Source organism: Halorubrum laminariae (assembly GCF_024494655.1).
Classification (GTDB): Archaea; Halobacteriota; Halobacteria; order Halobacteriales; family Haloferacaceae; genus Halorubrum; species Halorubrum laminariae.
The window spans coordinates 74,175-92,368 of sequence record NZ_JANHDL010000004.1 but is presented as its reverse complement, the minus strand read 5'-3'; the positions used below and the strand labels follow the sequence as shown (position 1 = coordinate 92,368).

31 protein-coding genes are annotated in these 18,194 nt (G+C 57.7%); 27 read left to right on the top strand and 4 right to left on the bottom strand.

The window, feature by feature from the left end:
* Positions 1-3: 3 nt before the first annotated feature.
* A complete protein-coding gene (locus NO887_RS09065; RefSeq protein WP_321169354.1) occupies positions 4-1,122 on the bottom strand; it encodes a DUF418 domain-containing protein in 1,119 nt (372 codons plus the stop codon).
* Between the two features lie 187 nt (positions 1,123-1,309).
* Between NO887_RS09065 and NO887_RS09060 the strand changes: the two genes are divergently transcribed.
* From NO887_RS09060 to NO887_RS09050, 3 genes are all read left to right on the top strand, one after another.
* Positions 1,310-1,639 carry a hypothetical protein gene (locus NO887_RS09060; protein WP_048076033.1) on the top strand — a complete coding sequence of 110 codons (330 nt, stop codon included), beginning with the start codon at positions 1,310-1,312 and terminating at the stop codon, positions 1,637-1,639.
* Between the two features lie 4 nt (positions 1,640-1,643).
* Positions 1,644-2,408 (top strand): hypothetical protein, encoded by a 765-nt coding sequence (locus tag NO887_RS09055; RefSeq protein ID WP_048076032.1) that lies wholly within the window; start codon positions 1,644-1,646, stop codon positions 2,406-2,408.
* Positions 2,409-2,554: 146 nt separating this feature from the next.
* On the top strand, positions 2,555-2,857 hold the full coding sequence (locus tag NO887_RS09050; protein ID WP_048076031.1) for a hypothetical protein: 303 nt from the start codon (positions 2,555-2,557) through the stop codon (positions 2,855-2,857).
* A gap of 23 nt (positions 2,858-2,880) precedes the next feature.
* Here the strand turns inward: NO887_RS09050 and NO887_RS09045 are convergent, their stop codons facing one another.
* Positions 2,881-3,135, bottom strand: a complete 255-nt coding sequence (locus NO887_RS09045; RefSeq protein ID WP_345780160.1) for a DUF7123 family protein — start codon at positions 3,133-3,135, stop codon at positions 2,881-2,883.
* A gap of 118 nt (positions 3,136-3,253) precedes the next feature.
* Here NO887_RS09045 and NO887_RS09040 point away from each other — a divergent pair, with 118 nt between their 5' ends.
* Positions 3,254-4,087, top strand: coding sequence for a hypothetical protein (locus tag NO887_RS09040; protein ID WP_256418052.1), 834 nt, complete (start codon positions 3,254-3,256; stop codon positions 4,085-4,087).
* A gap of 4 nt (positions 4,088-4,091) precedes the next feature.
* Here the strand turns inward: NO887_RS09040 and NO887_RS09035 are convergent, their stop codons facing one another.
* The gene (locus tag NO887_RS09035) at positions 4,092-4,913 is read right to left on the bottom strand and encodes a LamG domain-containing protein (protein ID WP_256396992.1); all 822 of its coding nucleotides are present in this window, start codon (positions 4,911-4,913) and stop codon (positions 4,092-4,094) included.
* Between the two features lie 60 nt (positions 4,914-4,973).
* Positions 4,974-5,348 (bottom strand): hypothetical protein, encoded by a 375-nt coding sequence (locus NO887_RS09030; protein ID WP_256418051.1) that lies wholly within the window; start codon positions 5,346-5,348, stop codon positions 4,974-4,976.
* A 301-nt stretch (positions 5,349-5,649) separates the two neighbouring features.
* Between NO887_RS09030 and NO887_RS09025 the strand changes: the two genes are divergently transcribed.
* The 23 genes from NO887_RS09025 (at position 5,650) to NO887_RS08915 (ending at position 18,193) form a co-directional block, all read left to right on the top strand.
* Complete coding sequence (locus tag NO887_RS09025; protein WP_048076027.1) at positions 5,650-6,123, top strand: hypothetical protein; 474 nt, start codon at positions 5,650-5,652, stop codon at positions 6,121-6,123.
* A gap of 37 nt (positions 6,124-6,160) precedes the next feature.
* Positions 6,161-6,742 carry a dCTP deaminase gene (gene dcd / locus NO887_RS09020; RefSeq protein WP_256396994.1) on the top strand — a complete coding sequence of 194 codons (582 nt, stop codon included), beginning with the start codon at positions 6,161-6,163 and terminating at the stop codon, positions 6,740-6,742.
* Between the two features lies 1 nt (position 6,743).
* A complete protein-coding gene (locus tag NO887_RS09015; protein WP_256396995.1) occupies positions 6,744-7,058 on the top strand; it encodes a hypothetical protein in 315 nt (104 codons plus the stop codon).
* Positions 7,059-7,106: 48 nt separating this feature from the next.
* Positions 7,107-7,511: a DUF488 family protein, N3 subclade gene (locus tag NO887_RS09010; protein WP_256396996.1), complete on the top strand. Its 405-nt coding sequence runs from the start codon at positions 7,107-7,109 to the stop codon at positions 7,509-7,511.
* Between the two features lie 232 nt (positions 7,512-7,743).
* Positions 7,744-8,811: a hypothetical protein gene (locus NO887_RS09005; protein ID WP_256418050.1), complete on the top strand. Its 1,068-nt coding sequence runs from the start codon at positions 7,744-7,746 to the stop codon at positions 8,809-8,811.
* A gap of 156 nt (positions 8,812-8,967) precedes the next feature.
* Positions 8,968-9,141 (top strand): hypothetical protein, encoded by a 174-nt coding sequence (locus NO887_RS09000; protein WP_256396998.1) that lies wholly within the window; start codon positions 8,968-8,970, stop codon positions 9,139-9,141.
* A 46-nt stretch (positions 9,142-9,187) separates the two neighbouring features.
* Entirely contained in the window at positions 9,188-9,559 is a 372-nt protein-coding gene (locus NO887_RS08995; RefSeq protein WP_256396999.1) for a hypothetical protein, read from the top strand.
* Between the two features lie 41 nt (positions 9,560-9,600).
* Complete coding sequence (locus NO887_RS08990) at positions 9,601-10,032, top strand: dual specificity protein phosphatase family protein (RefSeq protein ID WP_052334886.1); 432 nt, start codon at positions 9,601-9,603, stop codon at positions 10,030-10,032.
* Positions 10,033-10,072: 40 nt separating this feature from the next.
* Positions 10,073-10,456, top strand: a complete 384-nt coding sequence (locus tag NO887_RS08985) for a YodL domain-containing protein (protein WP_256397001.1) — start codon at positions 10,073-10,075, stop codon at positions 10,454-10,456.
* A gap of 4 nt (positions 10,457-10,460) precedes the next feature.
* Positions 10,461-10,877: a hypothetical protein gene (locus NO887_RS08980; protein WP_256397002.1), complete on the top strand. Its 417-nt coding sequence runs from the start codon at positions 10,461-10,463 to the stop codon at positions 10,875-10,877.
* 6 nt (positions 10,878-10,883) lie between these two features.
* Complete coding sequence (locus tag NO887_RS08975) at positions 10,884-11,210, top strand: hypothetical protein (RefSeq protein WP_256418049.1); 327 nt, start codon at positions 10,884-10,886, stop codon at positions 11,208-11,210.
* Positions 11,211-11,371: 161 nt separating this feature from the next.
* Positions 11,372-11,728, top strand: coding sequence for a hypothetical protein (locus tag NO887_RS08970; protein ID WP_256397004.1), 357 nt, complete (start codon positions 11,372-11,374; stop codon positions 11,726-11,728).
* Positions 11,729-11,750: 22 nt separating this feature from the next.
* The gene (locus tag NO887_RS08965) at positions 11,751-12,227 is read left to right on the top strand and encodes a hypothetical protein (RefSeq protein WP_048076018.1); all 477 of its coding nucleotides are present in this window, start codon (positions 11,751-11,753) and stop codon (positions 12,225-12,227) included.
* A gap of 53 nt (positions 12,228-12,280) precedes the next feature.
* Positions 12,281-13,186, top strand: coding sequence for a hypothetical protein (locus NO887_RS08960; RefSeq protein WP_256418048.1), 906 nt, complete (start codon positions 12,281-12,283; stop codon positions 13,184-13,186).
* 59 nt (positions 13,187-13,245) lie between these two features.
* On the top strand, positions 13,246-13,485 hold the full coding sequence (locus tag NO887_RS08955; RefSeq protein ID WP_256397006.1) for a hypothetical protein: 240 nt from the start codon (positions 13,246-13,248) through the stop codon (positions 13,483-13,485).
* Positions 13,486-13,487: 2 nt separating this feature from the next.
* A complete protein-coding gene (locus NO887_RS08950) occupies positions 13,488-14,021 on the top strand; it encodes a hypothetical protein (protein ID WP_256397007.1) in 534 nt (177 codons plus the stop codon).
* Between the two features lie 8 nt (positions 14,022-14,029).
* Entirely contained in the window at positions 14,030-14,581 is a 552-nt protein-coding gene (locus NO887_RS08945; RefSeq protein ID WP_256397008.1) for a hypothetical protein, read from the top strand.
* Between the two features lie 48 nt (positions 14,582-14,629).
* Positions 14,630-15,205 carry a helix-hairpin-helix domain-containing protein gene (locus tag NO887_RS08940; protein ID WP_256397009.1) on the top strand — a complete coding sequence of 192 codons (576 nt, stop codon included), beginning with the start codon at positions 14,630-14,632 and terminating at the stop codon, positions 15,203-15,205.
* Positions 15,206-15,243: 38 nt separating this feature from the next.
* Complete coding sequence (locus tag NO887_RS08935; protein ID WP_256397010.1) at positions 15,244-15,783, top strand: hypothetical protein; 540 nt, start codon at positions 15,244-15,246, stop codon at positions 15,781-15,783.
* A gap of 156 nt (positions 15,784-15,939) precedes the next feature.
* The gene (locus NO887_RS08930; protein ID WP_256397011.1) at positions 15,940-16,755 is read left to right on the top strand and encodes a LamG domain-containing protein; all 816 of its coding nucleotides are present in this window, start codon (positions 15,940-15,942) and stop codon (positions 16,753-16,755) included.
* Positions 16,756-16,760: 5 nt separating this feature from the next.
* The gene (locus NO887_RS08925) at positions 16,761-17,489 is read left to right on the top strand and encodes a hypothetical protein (protein ID WP_256397012.1); all 729 of its coding nucleotides are present in this window, start codon (positions 16,761-16,763) and stop codon (positions 17,487-17,489) included.
* Between the two features lie 94 nt (positions 17,490-17,583).
* On the top strand, positions 17,584-17,859 hold the full coding sequence (locus NO887_RS08920; protein WP_048076010.1) for a hypothetical protein: 276 nt from the start codon (positions 17,584-17,586) through the stop codon (positions 17,857-17,859).
* A gap of 37 nt (positions 17,860-17,896) precedes the next feature.
* Complete coding sequence (locus NO887_RS08915; RefSeq protein ID WP_048076009.1) at positions 17,897-18,193, top strand: hypothetical protein; 297 nt, start codon at positions 17,897-17,899, stop codon at positions 18,191-18,193.
* Position 18,194: the final 1 nt, after the last annotated feature.

Sequence of the window (18,194 nt, the reverse complement as noted above, 5' to 3'; positions counted from 1 at the left end):
GTTTCACGCCCGACCGTAGGTCAGCGATCGCCACACCCACTCAGCAGGCCCGTACCGGAATCTCTGGAGCCACAGAACGGATAACACCACTTGGACCACCCAAATCAAGAGAACGATGCCCATCTGCTCCACGCGGCTCACCTGTCCGAATAAGGCAAGCCCATGTCCGTAGAAGATCGTCGTCGCGACGACCGTCTGAAGCAGATAGTTGCTCAGTGCGGTTCGGCCAACAGACGACAAAGCCTTCTCGACACGCCCACCAGCCCACCGCCGACAGAACAGCATAACGACGCCCACATACGAGATAGAGACGAGGATGCTTCCCCAGTAGTTGAACAGCCCCCAGGAAAACCCAGCCACGCTCCCCCAGTCGTGATAGTGGAGGTACGCGACACCCGCGACCGTGATCGTGATGCCCGCAGTGAAACACCCAGCAACCAATTTGATGTACTCTTCCGAGCTCCGCTCATTCGAGAGTACACCCCAACGGAACAGGGCCATCCCCAACAGCATCGCACCAGAATACCGCCATCCCGCCCGGTCCACAACCGCAATCGTCTGTGAGTACACGTTCGAACCGAACCGATCAGCAGCCAGCGCCGACCAACTACCCTGATGGACAGCAATCTCCTGTTGGAGTTCTTCGGGCGTTGTAGTCCAATACCCCAATTCCATCCCGTGATCCAGCATCATCACCGTCTCTACCTGCTGGATGAACGGAACCGAGAGGAGAACCACCGCCGCAACCACAAGCCGCTCCGCAGGCCAGTTATACGCTAAAACGACCACCAACGAGCACAGTGCGTACGTGACCAAGATGTCACCATCCCAGAGAAGATACGCATGAGCCAGCCCGATGACTAAGAGCCAGAACGTTCGCTTGTAGTGGAGCTTCAGCGCCGGCTCTCCCTTCGATTGCTTGGAAGAGACGAACAGGAGCACACCAGCGCCGAAAAGCATCGAGAACAGTACGATAAACTTCTGCTCGACGAAGACGTGGCTTAGCAACCACACGATGTAGTTCGCGCCTTCAAACCCACCGTACGTAGCGGGGTTGATCCTCGCGATCGACGGCATCGAGATCGACTGAATATTGATGACGAGTATCCCGAGGATGGCCACGCCTCGGAGAACGTCGAGACTGATGATCCGATCTTCTGGAGTTGTCGGGGCCGCACTAGAGCTCACAGTTGGGAGAGGATATGGACCCCCCGGTAATGAACCCACCCCTCAGATAGAGAATTTGTATCCCCCGAAGGTAGGTGAAGGTCGGTGACTCTGAGAGTTGCCGATCAAGAGGACTAATACCATGAGACGCTCACGCCCATTCCTGCCGCGGACGTACAGTACGGACACGCTCGATGATGAACTGGGGATCACCTCCACGCCGAACGACCGATCCATACACACTCTGTTCGCCATCCTGATCAACGACATCGACAGGCGCTCCAATATGAGCCAGTCGCTGAAAGACGAGGTTCTCACGGGCCTCGGGGAAGCATGGATGTACACGCTCGAACAACAGGAAGGCGAGAAAACCATCGACGTCGAATCCACCCAGCACGGTGTCTCCACCGACCTGACCACTCACGAAGAGACCCGTCCGTCGCCGACGGGCCACGCCCGAGCCGACGACTAGCCCCATGCCCCGGACGAAGTACCGGAAGGAGATCACTGCTGACCCAGCTCACCCATCCGGAAACGACCACTACGCGATCGGCATCTCCCCGCCGACTGCTAGCGATACCACCTACTGCCGGGTCCGGGTTGAGGGGAAAAGTTGGGGCCGGTCTGGTCGAAAGTTCGAGACCCGCAGCGAGGCGATCGGCTACATCCGGCAGACGCTGGACGACCTCGAGGAGAAGTCTCTCGACGACAAATACCGAGGGAGCATCAACTACTACCCAGAACCACCCAAACCGTCGAACACACGCTACGTTGTCCACCCGGATTATGAAGGCGAAATCGGCCCTCGCGAGATCTGGGGAGATGCGACACTCGGCTCATTCGGCGTCGCTTCCCAGTCACGGCTCGAAGAAAAACCGTGGTACCAGGTACGAGACGCATACGCCGACTGGGGCAAGCCACTCCGCGAGGGAGATACCGTACTCCAGCTGTTCGGAGAGCGGCATACTCAGTATGCCTTCTGGTGGTTCACCGTTTCTGATGGCTCAGTTCAGATGATCGAATACCAGTTTGGGAGGCCGTCTGTCACAGTGTCCGAATCCTCTTGGACGACTGTAACGCGCTGCGCCGGAGGCATCGGGCTTACCAGAGCCAAACCTCTGGACCGCCGCCACCTCCCAGCCGACCGTACCCCATTCAGAGTCGGCCACTCCGACGAGGCGATCGTAGAGTGGCTACAACAACATCCCCCAGAACCGCCAGAAACCGTTCGACCAGACTAACGCCGTGGTGTAGATGCTACGTCCCCACACCGCCCGATGAAAATTTGCCGATACGTATAAGCACGAATCGGAGGAACGTATCCGTAAGTACCGCCTCAACGTGAGTTCAAGCAGGAAGACAACCGAGCTATCCAAAGATAACCCCGATGGCCCCTAAGACCGACACCAGCCTCAAGAGCACAGACATCGCGAACACCACGCAGCTCCTCCAAGCGCCGATGTCTCAAGTCGAGTGCGGAAGGGCTGTCCTCGTCCGGCGGAATGAAGCAGACAAAATCGTCCAGCACGCCGGCCGCGTTACCAAGCGATCGCACCCGTTCATTACCTTACGGCAGGCCTCACACACCGTCGATGTCAACCTCACGGAACACGACTGGGAACTAGCCGATTGGATCCCTATCCGCTCACCCACAGAACGGATGCTCATCAAACAAGAGTGGGAGAAATAGCCAGTCACCAGCCAACGGCCGCGTCACTCCTGAATCTGGACCATCCACGTCGTTGCGCCCGAATACCCCCACTTCTCGATACACAACACACCGGAAGCGTCAGCCAAGGTACGCATGTTATGCCCGACACTCTTCGATGACAGGTCGAGGTCCTTCGCAATCAGTCGCGATTTGAAATACGCGACGCCGTCGGCTTCGTCCAACAGATACTCCTCCAACTGGCGCTCGGTCTCGTTCAGATCCGGGCTGCTGCCGACAGATGTTGCTTCTACGGACACATTCGGGAGTTTTTCCCTTCCGTAATAAGTGTCTCTATATTGAACACCGAGACAGTTATTGATGAAAACAGATATGAGACCCCACAGTTTTTAGTACGACTCTTTCGTAGTGTGTTCCATGCGAGAATACACAATTCACCGCGTCGACGAAGCCGGAAAGCAGATCCCGGCAGACGAAGACGCGCAATTCGACCCACGCCTCTTCGAGCAGTCAATTCACGGGTTACAGTCTCTCGTCATGGACATCACCCGAATCGACGATCGCCAAGGCTTCGATGCTGACGATGACGAACCGGAGTACAGGGCGGAACACGAGCTGGACACCGAAGACGGCCAAGAAGTCATCCACATCGACCCCGAATCGATGCTCCATGACGCCATCTTCATGATCAACCCCGAGTGGGACGTCAGCGTCGTCACCGATCGCCTCCACGAATTCGGCTACGGTATCCGGACGAGCGTCGATTGCGGCGGTGGCGTCCTCGTCTATGCCGACCTCTTCGTCCAGAACGGCGCGTTCCGCTGGGGGCGAGTGGGTCACACCGATGTCGTCGACGACGCAGGTGACGGGTTCGAGGTTGACCATATCGACCGTCACACAAGCAGCCGGGTTGCTACCCACCTCATCCGCGAACTAGAGAATAGCGTGCGGACAGGCTACGCGACGACTGTCGATAGCGCGGCAACCGCTTTCGACTTCATCGCGACCAAAACGGACATCCCACCGAGCGGACGGCGACCGCCGGGTTCGCGAGAGCTCCGAGAGACAGCATGGCAGAAGACCTGGGCCGAAGCGAGAGGCAAGACACAGCAGACGGTGAGCGACAACGTGCGCTCCGCTCGAAGCGATCTCCGTGGCCGTCTCGACAATCCATCGCTCGGCTCTCGGGGTCCGGCTCTCGAACAGATTGATCCAGACGGCGACGAACCCGGAGCGATCCGACTCGTCTAACCGCTCATCCGTCGATCGTCCCAGTCTCGTATAGCCCCACTGCCTCACTCGGGGACAACACCTTGTCGTAGACTCGGACATCTTTCAGAAAGCCACTCAGAAACTCTTGTATCGGGCCTCCAGATGCGTCCTTTTCTCTCGTACCGATGTACGAGTATGTCGTATAACCGTATTTGGACGTATCCAACTCTCCGGTGAGTTGCTGAGACGCAATCTCAGATCCATCTACGTACATTCGAACGTACCCATCACCGTAGACGCCGAGGAGGTGGTGTCGTGTATCCCACGCAAACGTCTGATCAGGGTATTCCCACGGTTGGCCGGCCGTCCCTCGATCGTGCTCTGTCGTGATATCGAAATACGGCTCCCAAGAGCCCGACCCGTGACCGTAGATCACCAAATTGAACGGCTGATACGTCCCTGCCGATAGGACTCTATCATACGACGATTCGCCGTGATGCGTTGGCTTCACCCAGGCAGATACCGACATTTCAGGACCGGCAAGCTGTACCTGGGGGAGAGCGATATAGTCCTCGCTGCCAGCGTTAAACCACGCGCCGTCACGGAGTTCAGAGTCAGACGTGAACGAAGCACCCCTGTTCACCCCATCATGCTCGCCCCACACGTCCTCAACGGTCTCTTCAAGCGGCCACCGTGCGACACCGCTTGCTGGAGGCCCACCGTATTTTGTCCCCCTGAACCGGATCCCGTCGCCTTCGAGATCGACCGAGGACAAATCACCAGACTCCCAATCAGCGGCGGTGGCCCATGAGGCATTCTCAGGGACAACGCGCCTACTGGTGTATGTTCCTCGGTCGATACCCATACACGCCGATACAAAGGCGTCTTAAAAAGCAGTTCCGGTCAAGTAACCACTCGATGCTGCCTACCGCCTCATCTGCCAGACCTTCCAGTCGTCGCCGTCCGTCCGGACCTCAAGTGTAACTTCGCTCCGCCGGACAACACCCTCCTCTCCCGTGAGAACGAGGAAGAACGCAACCACGGCACTCGAATCACCCTCCTCGACCAGCTCAACATCTTCGAGTTCGTGCGTATACGCTTCGAATGACGACACCACTTCGTCAGTGTACATTGGCGCGGGGCTCTCAGGATGGAGCAGCCCATTTGCCATCTCAAGGTCTGGCGCGTAGAGAGCATCGTAGAACGTCTCTACAACCGTGACGGGGTCGTTACTCTCTAACGTCACCTTCGCCTCGTCATCCGCTTCTTCGGGTGACGGATCAGTCGCTTGTTCCCCCACGTCACTGTCGTTTTCTTCGCTGGTTTCACCACTTTGACCACCCTGATCGGGGGCCTCATCGCGCTCTGGCTGATTATCTGAACCGCTCCCTGGAAGCACATCGCTCCCCCCGATGCCCAAACAGCCGGACAGAGAAGCAGCAAACCCGATACTAGATGCTAGAAATACCCGTCGGCGCATGATTCGTTCATATCGTACATTGACACACCTCTATCTGAATCTTTCGGCGTGATGGCCGTTACAGAGAGATAATCGGACGGTACACTTTTATCGGTTCTCTGGGACTCTCCTGTAGAGGCAAATGAGCGAACCAGAACATGCGGCCAGTAGCGCAGAGGACACTCCAGAGAGTCCGGACACCACCGAAGCAGAGACCGACAGCCCACAGCTGTCTGATGACGAGAAGCTCGCGAATCTCTCCAAGCTCACTGGGAAGGACCCGATCAAGAAGCCGCCCAAGCTTTCGTTCCGAGCGTCTGCGGCGATCGCTCCAACCAGCAGCGCAGTCGACTTATTCGAGGGGTACGAGGCTGTCACGTACATTTTCGACGATGACGAGAACACACTCTGGATCGTCCCCCTCAACGAGTACGACGAAGACGATTCCTCGAAGAAGAGCATCAGCAATGACCCCCAAGATGGCTTCAACGCTCGCGCCCTGTACGAGCGACTCGACCTGAACTACGAGAAGGCCCGACGCTTCACATGTGAGTGGGTCGATGAACATGAAGCCGTCAAGGTCGACATGGACCAGACTCCCGAAAAGCACGGATAACGCAGCGAGCAGCCAGCCCCACCGACCAGTCACATCCATGATCCTCTCAGACACCGACATCCTACATCGGTTAGAACAGGGCGACCTCGTGATCGACCCGCTAACCGACATCGACCAGCAAGTCCAACCATGTAGCGTCGACCTCCGGCTGGGCAGTACGTTTCTGGAGTTTAACCGAACCCAGATCCCCTGTATCCACCCAAACAACGTCGATGAAGTGAACCAGTACGTCTCCGAAACCCACGTCGACAACGACAGTGAGTTCATCCTTCATCCCGGTGAGTTCGCCCTCGCAACAACCATCGAATCGGTCACTGTCCCCGACGATCTCGTCGGGCACGTCGAGGGGCGGTCCTCGCTCGGGCGGCTTGCGATAATCATCCACGCCACGGCAGGCCTCGCGGATGCCGGGTACTCGGGGCAGATCACCCTCGAACTCTCAAACCTCGGCGCTGCGCCAGTCGCACTGACGCCGGGTATGCGGATCTCGCAGATCACGTTTACTCAGATGACGTCGCCTGCCGAGAGGCCGTACGGCTCAGAGCGCGGGTCGAAATATCAGGGCCAGTCCGGCCCCGAGCCATCTCGCATCGGCGACGACCCTGAGTTCACCGCGTAACATGCCCCTGTTCGACCTCATCGCCGAATCGCTCTCTCAACCGGGCGTCGAGGCGTTTTCGATCTTCGCCCTCATGGCAGGCGCAGCTACCCTTGCTGAGTTTGACCGCCTGAAAGCCCACACTCTTGCGCTCGGTTGGACCATCGTCCCGCTGGCGTGGGGTGGTTTACTCCTTACAGAGACAGGGTCGCTGGGTCTCGCATTCGTTGGGGCAGCCTCGCTTTGGTTTCTCCCCGGTCTCGGATTCGTTCTTCCCGTACTTCTCCTACTTCTGATCCCAATCCAGGTTTACTATCGGGCTTCCCAACCCGCGTAAAGCAGCGATTCGGACACCTTCATTACCCTCGCCACCTGATCTCTGAGCATGGAAGGACTCCACGACACCTATCACGCCGCTCTCCAGCACGGTCACGTCGTCCCTGACGACGATGACTACGTCGTCGGTGTCGTCCGCGAGCCGATGTACGGCATCCAGGCCCACCTCGACACCAACATCACCGCCCTCGCCCCACCGCGTGACCTCCTCACCGAGTTCAAGGAACTCGCCGACGAGATTGGCCACAACGACGCGATCGACGCCTGCGACTTCGAGCAGCGATACCGCGCTCACCTCGAGGGCGACACCCAGCGTCGGGCGATGCGAGATATCCTCTCGATGCTCCCCGAAACCGCCGTCTACCTCGTGTGCTACGAGAATACCGACGACAAGATCTGTCACCGGACGTATCTCAAAGACGAACTCGAGCAGCTTGCTGACGCCACTGCGTGAGGTGGTTTTTGCTCTCCGGGGAGAGTGAGAGATATGGTTGGACAATCCAAAGACGAACGGGGTTGCTAGCCGATGACCTACATGAAATCGGTGATCCTCCGATGCGACGGTGAAGGATGCCCGAAAACAACGGGCTACGCATGTTGGACCGCCACCAGAGAGCGAGAGAAGGCCCGCGAAGACGGATGGACAAACCGTGGGAGCGAAGACTACTGTCCAGACTGTAGTGAAAATGACAACTAATACATCTAACAACGGAGAATCAAGCGATGCTGAACAGCAGGACGCCGAGGGATTCGCAGAACTCACAGCGATGGAGGAGGAGATGGAAGCCGAAAAACGAGAGGCATTAGAGGAGATAGCGAAGTTCTCCGTCAGCCCCCCTTCAGAGCTCTCCCGGTATCAAGACCGGTTCGCTGACGGACTCCCCAGTGATTTCAGACCGGAAGTCGTGGAGTTCTTCGATACCCGGAACCGCCTTTCCCATTGGTTCCCCCGCTTAGAGCCGCTCAATATCCCAACCATCGACACCCAGATCCTCGAATTGGAGGGTGGGGGTGGGGGAGAGTTCCTCGAGGAGGAAGAGATCGACCCGATCGGCATCATCATGACTGAAGACCCCGAGCCGGTCTTCAAATTCTTCGGTCAGCCAGACTTCAGCGTGATTACCTCCTTCGTGGAGAATACCGACAACAAGCAGGCATTCCTCCGAAGTGACTACAAATCCGCAACAAACCTCGGAGACGGGAACCACATCGAGGTCAACTCACGGGCCGAAATCGTGAGGACGGTCATGCACCAGCTCCAGGATCGGCTCATGGCTGAGATGCCACCATTCACCCCACTTCCCATCCGCGAACACCTCGATTTAGACTTTTACCCAGACGGCCGCTACACCCTCCACCCCGAAGTCCGGTTCTTCATCGCTGATGGCGAAGTGCTGTATCATTTTCCCCGCGTCGACAAGGAGACGTTCGCGAGAGCAACTGATGGGGCCGCACACTACGAGCGCGTGATCGACGCCATCGACGATAACATTGACCAGTTGTACGAGTGGGCGTCCCGAGCCGCCCAAGAGTTCGACGACGCCTCTTGGTCACTCGACTTCGTGATGGACACCGACGACAACTGGTTCGCAACGGATATGGCGCTCAACACGCTCTATTACAGCTCGGAAAAGAACCGCTGGCACAACCTGAGTGAGCACGATACGGGGAGTCCATACAACCTCGAAGAACAGGTCGGTGATACCTTCCCGGAACCGGAGATCCCTAACGACGGCGGAGAATCAACGCGATAGTGCCAATAAACGCGCTTCGAAACGTAAACGGACCCATGACCACAGTCCACACTAGAACTGACACACTCAATACTCCCACAGGCAGCAGAGTGTTTTTGCTCACCGAAAGGAGGTGAGTGTTGAGTGATACACCCGGCTCTGAGACTCCACCCACCAATGACCTTCAGTCACATTCATCGTGAAGAGGCGCGTCACGTCGGCGATCCCGACGACGCCAGCATCAGCGAGTTGACCGGCGTCGCCCCACCCTGTAAGCAGTGTGGAGAAGAGCCCGGCACCGACACCGACCGTAACGGCGATCCCATCTGTCCGGATTGCCCCAACGACTGAATCGCACCCAGAGAACCACCACGCAGATCCGCTCTCACAACCCACCATGACCTCACTAGAAGACCTCAGCGAAGGCGACCGCCTGTATATTGACGATACCGACACCATCCTCACCGCCACGTCCATCGACGCCGACTTCGATACCGAGGGACTCCCCGATGGGACCGTCACGTTTGATGACCAGGGCGAGGAATTCACCACCGACGCCGAGACCGTCGATATGGACCTCCACACTGGAGCGATGTCCATTGTCGACCCGGCGGTGATCGAGAACGCAAACCAGATCCTCTTCGAGTTCGCTTCGAGTGAGATATCCACATACGCCGCCACCGTCGGACGTGGACACGACTTCAACGGCATTTCTCACGTCGACACCGTCCGCGACCTCGCGATCGCAACCCAGTTCGCAGCAGAGTAGCCCGCCGCGACGTTTTTGACCGTCAAGCGAGCAGAAAAACCATGAACGAAATCATCCCCCACCTCCACATCGGCGATGCCCGAACGGCACGCGCACTGTCTGAAATCGACAACCCATTCGACGAGGTGGTCACAGTCGGTTACGCTCGGGTCCTTGGGAGGGAATGCCCACGCGAATCTACAACGGGCGATGAGTTCGTGTTCCCGGACGGCCCCCACGAGTACGAAACGTTCGAGGCGGCCGCTGACTACGTGCTCGACGCCGTCGAGAGCGGGGAGGTGACCTTCGTTCACTGTCAGGCCGGCGTCTCGCGCAGCTGTTCAGTCTGTGCCGCGGTCCTCGCGGTTCATTCGGGCGTCGACGTCGACGAAGCCCGCAGACGAGTGAAGCAGGTGCGGCCTCGCGTCGATCCAGAACAGGAGGTCTGGTCGAGCGCCACCCGCTACGTCGACGAACACCCCCGGACCGACTGAGATTTTTTGTCTCCCGGAAGTGGGACAGAGGAGTTCATAGATGTCTACTAACCCATCTCGCGGATACAGCACCATCCACCACCTCCCGTTCGAAAACCGGGAACTCCGACACCAAGTCGGATACGGTGATCGCGACCCCGACGAGGAGACCTTCGAGACAGCGTATCGCCCAGCAGAGACCATTCTCGACGTGACTGACCGAGACCGAGCGTACCACCACGCGCAAGGCGAGATCGTCAACACCGTTCAGGATGCCCGACACATGGTCCGGTCAGCCTCTGTCGGAGACATCATCGAAATCGTCTACCCATCCGATCGCCGTGAGTTCCATCTCGTCGACGCGATCGGGTTCACCGAGTTGGAGTTCGAAGCACCAGCAGAACCCACCCACGCCAGCTCATCGAAGCCCCCGGCAAGCACCTAAGCAAATGCAAGAAACACTCACTACGAACGACCGCCCGAACGAAGGCCCAGCGCCGAAAGCGGACAGCGTCTCCAAACGTTGGAGCGTTACTCGGCAGAGTTCGCTCCGGACGACGTACCGCTACCACAAGCGACTGGACGGCGTCCGAGTCTCGATCCACGTTTCGACACCCCAGGACGGGACGTGGCTACTCGACGCCACGATCGAGGTCGACCCACGAGGCCGAGCGTTCCTCCCGACGCTCTCTAGAGGCTACGAGAGCCGGCCCGAAGCCGAATTCGCCGCGGTGAGACTGATCACGGGACTCAACTCCGACGTGATGGTCCGGCAGTTTATCATCGGCCAGTCGAATCCCTTCCGCGAACGTGAACTCTCGACAGTTACTACCATACGCCAGGCCCTCGAAGCGGACCTACAGTAGTCACCCATGACACCACCGCCGCCCACTGGCCCATACGCCGACGCACTCGCAGACACCGACCTCCGTTTCGCGTTCTCCCGGATTGGAAGCCTCATCCGCGAAGGCGTGTACAAGCAGTTTCCGGAGAACTGCCCGGAATGCGGCGGGGGCGTCCTCGTTAGCCACGGCGGCGATCGCGTTCGATGCTGGGCCAACCGCGGCGTCGACGACTGCGGATGGAACGAAACGCGCTGTCACGACTGCGGGGTCACCCCAAATGGTTGGTTCACCTACGTTCAAGACGGCGACCTCCTGAACCCTCCTTGTGTCCAACACAGGGGCTACCCGCTCTGACTCACCCCCCGTGTGCGAGATGAAATTCGCACTCAGAAACGTGGGGTGTGAGCACACGAACACACCCCCAGCCGACTGTTTTTACCCCCCAGAGAAGTGAGGGGGACCCTTGAGGAGTCCGACACCGGACACAGCGTTCTGAACACCCCCGAAAGCACACCATGAGACCAGTTCCAATCGTCAGCGACGAAGAAGCCTCAGCTGTCCAGCACGCGATCAACGTCCACATCGACCACTACCACGACATCGACGAGGACGACAACGCTGAAACGCTCAGAGACGCCCGTGACTCGGTTCACGAAGACCACGTAATCCCCGCCGACGCAGTCAGTCTCGTCTGGGAGATCCTCGTCGAGCACGACCACTTCGCGATCGCGATGCAGTCTGACTACAACAATGGAGAGGATGGCCCGTACCTGCTCAACGTTCTCACCTCCATCGTCGCGTTCAACGGCGATCACCTCTTCGAGACCTACGAGCAGTTCCGCGAGCGAGCCGACGTCTCCGTCGCGCAGTGACCACCGGCCTCACCAAAACACCATGATCAACCCAATCGCAATCGTCTATCTGGACAACGCAGAAGTCGACACGGCCGACGGCCGCGAAGATGGCGTGTTCCGCATCGCTGTCTGGGACTGGCAGGAGTTCGACGACGACGGAACAGCCACGATGAAGCTCCACACGAACAACGGCGATGTCTACGTCGACAAAGACGATGTTCGAGACATCGACGAGTTCACCAGCTCGCACACGCTCGAACATGGCCACGTCGTCTCCCTCGGTGGGGAATACACGATGGACTACGATAACCGGCAGTTGGAAATCCCGGAGGGAACACAGCTCACCGTGAGCGCGATCCGCTACGCACCCGACGGCCCCCACATCGAGTTCGACTGTGAGTTCCCCGACGACTCGGGGCCGCTCAACCAAGAGCGATTCCAAGAGATTCCGACAACGATCTACGCCTTCGCGATGGACAACCTTCTCGAGGATGGCGGTATGTCTCAGGGGCACTAAGATATCAAGCGACACACTTAGGGAGTAGATTATCTTCTGAGTTTTTAGCACCCATGCCAACAATCAACTCATACAAAAACGACCCTGGTTACTACATCCGGGCTTGGACCTCCGAGCTGGGGAACATCAACTACCAGCTCAAGCCTCAAGGCTGGGATATCATCAACGACTGGGATAGCCTCCCAACTGACGGCAGCATCTCTTGGCAGCAGATTAACGCGCTCAAATCTGTCGGTGTGGTGTACACCGACGATACTGGGGTTATCCACCCCGACGACGAGAAGTTCCAACCAGACCCCGACCAAATCGATTCGACCGATCTGACCAGCGAAGAGGTGGAGTCCTTCTTGGACGCGATCCGCACTAATTGTAGTCTCTCATCAGAACAGATATCCGCACTATACCAAATATTCGGTATTCAGCCACCTGAAACCGAGGTTGACGAACAATTCGAGGGCGCAGTCAAATCTCTCAAAGCAGACCTAAAAGCCGACATCTCTGCTGGCAACATACCGGTCAACGAGACGCTTCCTCTGACACGGGCTCAGAAATTTTTCCGTGTCGATCCAGACGACGGGACCACGAAGCGGGACGATGTTGAGGTCGTTTGTTTCGTCTTGGAAGCAGAAGATGTTGAAGAAAGAGGCGTTGAGTTTGAAGAGACGGAGGAGATGAACACTGTGGCCGTGACGATAGTCAGCCCTGGCACAGGCGAAGAACAACACCGTGATTTCGTGATGCACTTCATCTTCTTCAACGACACCGAAATCGCCGCATGGTCTGCTCTTAGCTCTCAGGAACTGACGTGGGAGATCCGATCAGAGTTGTTTGGCCAGATCAGCACCATACTCCCACCCACTGTCGATGCTTTAACCGACTCAGGCACCACCATCAGCGAGAAACCGTCCGACTTCGACATCTCGTTCACACATGAGGACCTGAAGCTCATCGAACAGTAGAGGGTTTCTGCCCTCCGGTGGGGGGTGAGAGGTCATCAATTGTGAATTACGGAGATCAGATGAAGTTCGTTGCCAGAGACGGCAGCACCGTTCAACGATTCCTCCTGGTTCGGTCTGCGGGAGCGACCAGTTCGGGCTATAAACTCTACGGATACGACCCCGAGGAGAACGCCCGCAACTTCCTCGAAGACTTCGGGATCGACGGCCACCCCAACCACCACGCGGAAATCCAAGCCGCGAAGCGTAAGATACGGTTCTACGCCGGCCCGAACGCCGACATCAGCACCCACGGGAGTTAACCATGCTAGCAGATAGAGACCACGTCACGCTCGAACCGCAGGGCTACGATGGAAGCGAGACGTTCCCAATTCTGAATGGGCGTCGAATCGACGAGCTATCGATCCTGTTCAACATCCCCGTCGAAGAGCTCACTTCGAAGTACATGCTCAGACTCGAAGAACTCCGTGCCGACAAGACGTTCGAGAACGACTACGACGGGTACGACGTCTTTCACCTCAAGTGCCAGAAGGCACTTGAATCAGCTATCAACACGCACGACCCGCGGGTGAAAAACGCACGCGCCGACGACGTGGTCGCAGAAAACGTCGGGCACATGTACACAGAAGGGACGACCGACTGGTCAGAGTTGGCGCTTACGTGGCTCACTGAGTGGCTCCGCCTCTACAACAGCAATCTGCGATACAACACCAACGACCTCGCAGAAGGCATATTCGAGGCAATTCGCAACGCAGCCGAAAACGAGTATATCACGAGAGACGAAATCGATCACCTCGTCGATGTGGCCCTCTCTGAGGAACCCACCGACCACCAGTAGCCACTCTCATGCACCTCCACGAACACGAAGACACCCACCTCTGGGAGGGGTCTTTCGCGGCGCTGGCGGCCGGGCAGATCGACGCCGCCACCGACGATGTCCTGATCTTGGCCGAAGACGAGTCGGAAGTTCGCCGGCTTCACAGCGACATCGTGACCGAGTTAGGGACCCCAATCGCCCACGCCGAGACCTACGCAGGAGCGCAAGAAGAGCTCCCCTTTGACGTCGACACGTTCGATGTGACTGTTCAGGTCAATCCCTCCCGCAGCCCGTTCAAGCGACACCAACCGCTGTACCAAGCATCGGCCGTCACCCGCCCGAACGGGACGATCGTCTACAAAGCCCCCAGGAGCCTCGCACACAGCGAGGCGGTTGACATCGACACGATATACGCACTCAACTGGAAACACCACGAGACGCCCGCCCTCGCCGCTCTGATGACCGTCTCTCTAGAAGGCACCCTCGGGAAGACGAACCCCACCGCTACAGCATCGCATACTCGCCCGTCTCACGAACAGCCACCAGAAACCGAAGAGACAACTATCACGTCGTTCGCGTGACCCCCAAAGGCTATTATCCCCAGACTGAGGCAGTACACACAATCCACGATGTCAGCCACCACCGAAGCCGACACTGTAACAGCCGAAGCACAGACCCCGCTGTCTGAAGGACAAGTCTACACCGACAGCCGTGAAAGCGAGACACCAGAACCGGCCGAGACATACACCATCATCTTCGCCGATCACCAGACCGTCGTTCTCGAAGACAGCGGCGGACACCGTCGCTTCGAAAGCCGAGACCAGTTCGACACCGCCCGAGGCGATCGTTGGAAGTTCGCGGAAGACGCTCAAGCTGACAACGACTCGCCCGCGGTCACGACCCCAGAGCCGTTCATCTCCTCGTTAGCCGTTCTCCGTCAGTCCTACAAGGCGAGCGAAGAGCTGGATCCAACGGACACTCGTGCGGACACGATCACCGACGCCATCAACCTCATCTCGAAGAACACGACAGACCCCATCCCTCTGACCGAGATCGACGGGATCGGGGACCGAACAGCCAAGAACCTCCGCGAGGCTGGTGTCACGACCGAACTCGATGTCCACGCGGCCAGCGACGAGTTCCTCTTGGACCTCCCAGGAGTTGGGCAGAAGAACCTCACAAACCTGCGCCGGCACATCAACTAACCTCCGTAATCACTCAGCGTACATAGAACGCCCCAACAATGTGCCCAGCACCCCTAAGCAGTCTCAAGCCCGGACAGCTATTCTACGATACCCAACACGAGCAGAACGCCGTTGTGCTTGGGCACAACGGCATCGGCTGGTTATTCCAGTACGAAGACGGCGATATTGTTGAACTCGGTGGCCCAACCTACCCGAACTACCTCTCAGATCAGATGGTGTATATGCCAGCCTCACGCGAAGTTGAGCGGCGACGCCCTACACTGGACAAGGCCTGCCACCCAGCTGAGCATGTATTCTTCGCAGACCCAACCACACCTCACGAACGAGACGATGAATCAGTCCGCTGTGCCATTTGTGGTCTTGAGCGGGAGGTATTAATCGATGACTTAGGCCAGCCTTTCGACTTCATAAACATCCTGACACGCGGGAAATGCCAACACTGTAAAAAGGAAATCCCTCCCGGAGAGCCAGAACACGCCTCTCACACCGACTTCTACACTTGTACCGACTGCCACGATGAGGTCAAAGACATGTCTTGGGCAGAATACACAGCAGAGTTCGGACCGCTTTACCAATAATCTCCCTACCGACACATCGACCATGTGCTCACCGGTACTGTTTATACAATCTACTGGGTAGAGTCAACCACAGCACGGCCACAGATCACTCGCCTGAGGGATTGACACCGCCCCCGTAACCAACAGGACCCAAGCTATGGCCCACAGATCGCCCCTATGACCAATACCCCCCGTATCACGAGCGATCGGCGAGCTCCCAGAGATAACTCCACCTCTTGGGGAGGCGAGAGTGGGTGGGAAGGTGAGGTTGTTGATGCTCAGTACGTCACCGTCGCGAACGGAACTATCACTGCGGATCGTATTCGAGGCCCGACAGAGGGGCTCGTCGCACAGTGGACGTTCGAAGACCCGACCACCCCCGACGCAATCGACACTGTCGGGACCAACGACGGAGCGATCGACGGGGCGACGTACGCGGGAGCTGGGCGAGTCGGTGCGAACTCACTGCTGGTCGATCCCGGAAGTCGAGGGTCGGTCACGTTCACCAGCAGTGAGTTAGACATCCAAGGCTCATTCACGATCGCCGCATACGCCCGGATGGACGGAAGTGCCCTCGAAGGGTGGCAGCGGATCTATCAGAAGGGGCGGGGGAAGGATGACCGAACTGTTGAACTCTACGTCGCTGACAATAACAACAAATCGACAGGCCTCACCGGCTTTCGCGTTAACGAGGAAACGCCCTCCAAAGCCACACGCATCCACCACGAGCGCCCCGGATTTTCTTTCGGTACGTACTACCACTACACTGCCGTGTACGATGCGGTAAACGAATATCTCCGAGTATACATCGATGGAACGCTCCTCGACTCGGTCACTCATACAGATGGTATTGACTCGAACACACGACATACGATTGGAAACTGGGCAACCAACGGATCGCGCCCATGGAACGGAGGGATCGACGATGTTCGGATATACAACCGGGCGTTACCCAGAGCAGACGTCGAGAGCCTCTACAGCGCAGTCAGGTAACCGATATGGCAGATAAAACGCACCGTTACACATCACAAGCAAAACAGACCCTGCGGAATGGCGAGTTGCGATGGGGTGGCACCGCCGGGTGGGAACCAGAACTGGACCAACAAGAGGGCATCAAACTACAGGGTGGGCAGATCCTTCCCTCGGAAGCCAGAGGAGATCATACGTTCTCAGAAGATTTCGAGTCTGGTGACCTAGATGATTGGGACGTTGAGCAAAGGTCAAGCGGTTTTAGCTGGCAGCTCGCTTCTGAGCCCACCCACTCAGGAAACTTCGCCGGGCGTCTCCATACTGATGGCAAAGGCTCCGTGCGAAGGCCAGTTCCGGAAACAACGGCATCTGGCCCCTACGTTGCTTGGATCCAGCAGACAGCTGACCCCTACGACGATGTGAAACTCTACTGGAAGTCCGCCGCTGAGGAGACACTGTTCAGACTGAACTTCAACCGGGAGACCACACAGAACGTCCACGTGAACCACACGAACAGAGGGTGGAGATTCCCGTCTAACACTTGGGTGCGAATCACCGTCTCCAATGTGGATTTCGGTAGTGGAACCTACAACTGGAAAATCGACCGCGAGGATGGTCATGTATACGACTCAGCTGAAGCAACGTTCGACCCATTAGTCGCTTCGGAAGTGGGGCAGTTCTGTATCCATGCCTCCCACTACGGCAAAGGGACCGGCAACTTCTACGTCGACGATATCAGCATCAGCGACACCGCATAACCCCAACATAGGTCCACAACGACAGGGGTGTTTTTACCTCTCGGGGGTGGGGAGAAGAGTTAGTAGAGAAAGGCGACTCTGAGAAACCACCACCATGTCCACTGAAGATACTCACCACGACAGCAGCCCGCAGCGAGAGCTCGAACCAAACGAAGTCCCCCTCTCCACGCTCGACGTTGGAGACGTCTTCTCGTTCAACGACGACGACCCACGATACGAGCTGATCGACATGAAGTTCCTCGGCGAACACCGCGATAATGTCTGGGCGTACGCCAACGCAGAAACTGGCGAGTTCGAAGGACTCATCCGCGACGGCGCGTGCCCCGCTCACTTCCCCGAACCTGTCGTTCCCCACGACACCGAGCAGTAACACTAGATCGCGTCTCTCCTCCCCGTAGCAAGACCCTATGAACGGAACTACCTACCAGCAGGCAGAACAAGACGTGTACTACGTACACGGTATCATCGAAATAAGCGACGACGCTGCTCAACGAGGCGGATTCATCGACGAATTCGACGACGCACACACCGTCGAGCAGTCTCGACCTCGCGTTTTCGACATCGGGTACCACGTAGTAGCTCCAACGAGCAACGAAGCCTACCGCCGGGCAGCCAACCTTATCCACGCGAAAGCCGCTGTGGGTGGCTACTCCGGCGAGTACAACCTCGGATCGCTCCTCCCCCGAATCGCGGCCACCGACTAAC

Excerpts from the sequence above, each read along its gene's own strand:
- NO887_RS09060 (WP_048076033.1), top strand. The coding sequence starts at position 1,310 with ATGAGACGCTCACGCCCATTCCTGCCGCGGACGTACAGTACGGACACG.
- NO887_RS09055 (WP_048076032.1), top strand. The coding sequence starts at position 1,644 with ATGCCCCGGACGAAGTACCGGAAGGAGATCACTGCTGACCCAGCTCAC.
- NO887_RS09050 (WP_048076031.1), top strand. The coding sequence starts at position 2,555 with ATGGCCCCTAAGACCGACACCAGCCTCAAGAGCACAGACATCGCGAAC.
- NO887_RS09040 (WP_256418052.1), top strand. The coding sequence starts at position 3,254 with ATGCGAGAATACACAATTCACCGCGTCGACGAAGCCGGAAAGCAGATC.
- NO887_RS09035 (WP_256396992.1), bottom strand. The coding sequence starts at position 4,913 with ATGGGTATCGACCGAGGAACATACACCAGTAGGCGCGTTGTCCCTGAG.
- NO887_RS09025 (WP_048076027.1), top strand. The coding sequence starts at position 5,650 with ATGAGCGAACCAGAACATGCGGCCAGTAGCGCAGAGGACACTCCAGAG.
- dcd (WP_256396994.1), top strand. The coding sequence starts at position 6,161 with ATGATCCTCTCAGACACCGACATCCTACATCGGTTAGAACAGGGCGAC.
- NO887_RS09015 (WP_256396995.1), top strand. The coding sequence starts at position 6,744 with ATGCCCCTGTTCGACCTCATCGCCGAATCGCTCTCTCAACCGGGCGTC.
- NO887_RS09010 (WP_256396996.1), top strand. The coding sequence starts at position 7,107 with ATGGAAGGACTCCACGACACCTATCACGCCGCTCTCCAGCACGGTCAC.
- NO887_RS09005 (WP_256418050.1), top strand. The coding sequence starts at position 7,744 with ATGACAACTAATACATCTAACAACGGAGAATCAAGCGATGCTGAACAG.
- NO887_RS09000 (WP_256396998.1), top strand. The coding sequence starts at position 8,968 with ATGACCTTCAGTCACATTCATCGTGAAGAGGCGCGTCACGTCGGCGAT.
- NO887_RS08995 (WP_256396999.1), top strand. The coding sequence starts at position 9,188 with ATGACCTCACTAGAAGACCTCAGCGAAGGCGACCGCCTGTATATTGAC.
- NO887_RS08990 (WP_052334886.1), top strand. The coding sequence starts at position 9,601 with ATGAACGAAATCATCCCCCACCTCCACATCGGCGATGCCCGAACGGCA.
- NO887_RS08985 (WP_256397001.1), top strand. The coding sequence starts at position 10,073 with ATGTCTACTAACCCATCTCGCGGATACAGCACCATCCACCACCTCCCG.
- NO887_RS08980 (WP_256397002.1), top strand. The coding sequence starts at position 10,461 with ATGCAAGAAACACTCACTACGAACGACCGCCCGAACGAAGGCCCAGCG.
- NO887_RS08975 (WP_256418049.1), top strand. The coding sequence starts at position 10,884 with ATGACACCACCGCCGCCCACTGGCCCATACGCCGACGCACTCGCAGAC.
- NO887_RS08970 (WP_256397004.1), top strand. The coding sequence starts at position 11,372 with ATGAGACCAGTTCCAATCGTCAGCGACGAAGAAGCCTCAGCTGTCCAG.
- NO887_RS08965 (WP_048076018.1), top strand. The coding sequence starts at position 11,751 with ATGATCAACCCAATCGCAATCGTCTATCTGGACAACGCAGAAGTCGAC.
- NO887_RS08960 (WP_256418048.1), top strand. The coding sequence starts at position 12,281 with ATGCCAACAATCAACTCATACAAAAACGACCCTGGTTACTACATCCGG.
- NO887_RS08955 (WP_256397006.1), top strand. The coding sequence starts at position 13,246 with ATGAAGTTCGTTGCCAGAGACGGCAGCACCGTTCAACGATTCCTCCTG.
- NO887_RS08950 (WP_256397007.1), top strand. The coding sequence starts at position 13,488 with ATGCTAGCAGATAGAGACCACGTCACGCTCGAACCGCAGGGCTACGAT.
- NO887_RS08945 (WP_256397008.1), top strand. The coding sequence starts at position 14,030 with ATGCACCTCCACGAACACGAAGACACCCACCTCTGGGAGGGGTCTTTC.
- NO887_RS08940 (WP_256397009.1), top strand. The coding sequence starts at position 14,630 with ATGTCAGCCACCACCGAAGCCGACACTGTAACAGCCGAAGCACAGACC.
- NO887_RS08935 (WP_256397010.1), top strand. The coding sequence starts at position 15,244 with ATGTGCCCAGCACCCCTAAGCAGTCTCAAGCCCGGACAGCTATTCTAC.
- NO887_RS08930 (WP_256397011.1), top strand. The coding sequence starts at position 15,940 with ATGACCAATACCCCCCGTATCACGAGCGATCGGCGAGCTCCCAGAGAT.
- NO887_RS08925 (WP_256397012.1), top strand. The coding sequence starts at position 16,761 with ATGGCAGATAAAACGCACCGTTACACATCACAAGCAAAACAGACCCTG.
- NO887_RS08920 (WP_048076010.1), top strand. The coding sequence starts at position 17,584 with ATGTCCACTGAAGATACTCACCACGACAGCAGCCCGCAGCGAGAGCTC.
- NO887_RS08915 (WP_048076009.1), top strand. The coding sequence starts at position 17,897 with ATGAACGGAACTACCTACCAGCAGGCAGAACAAGACGTGTACTACGTA.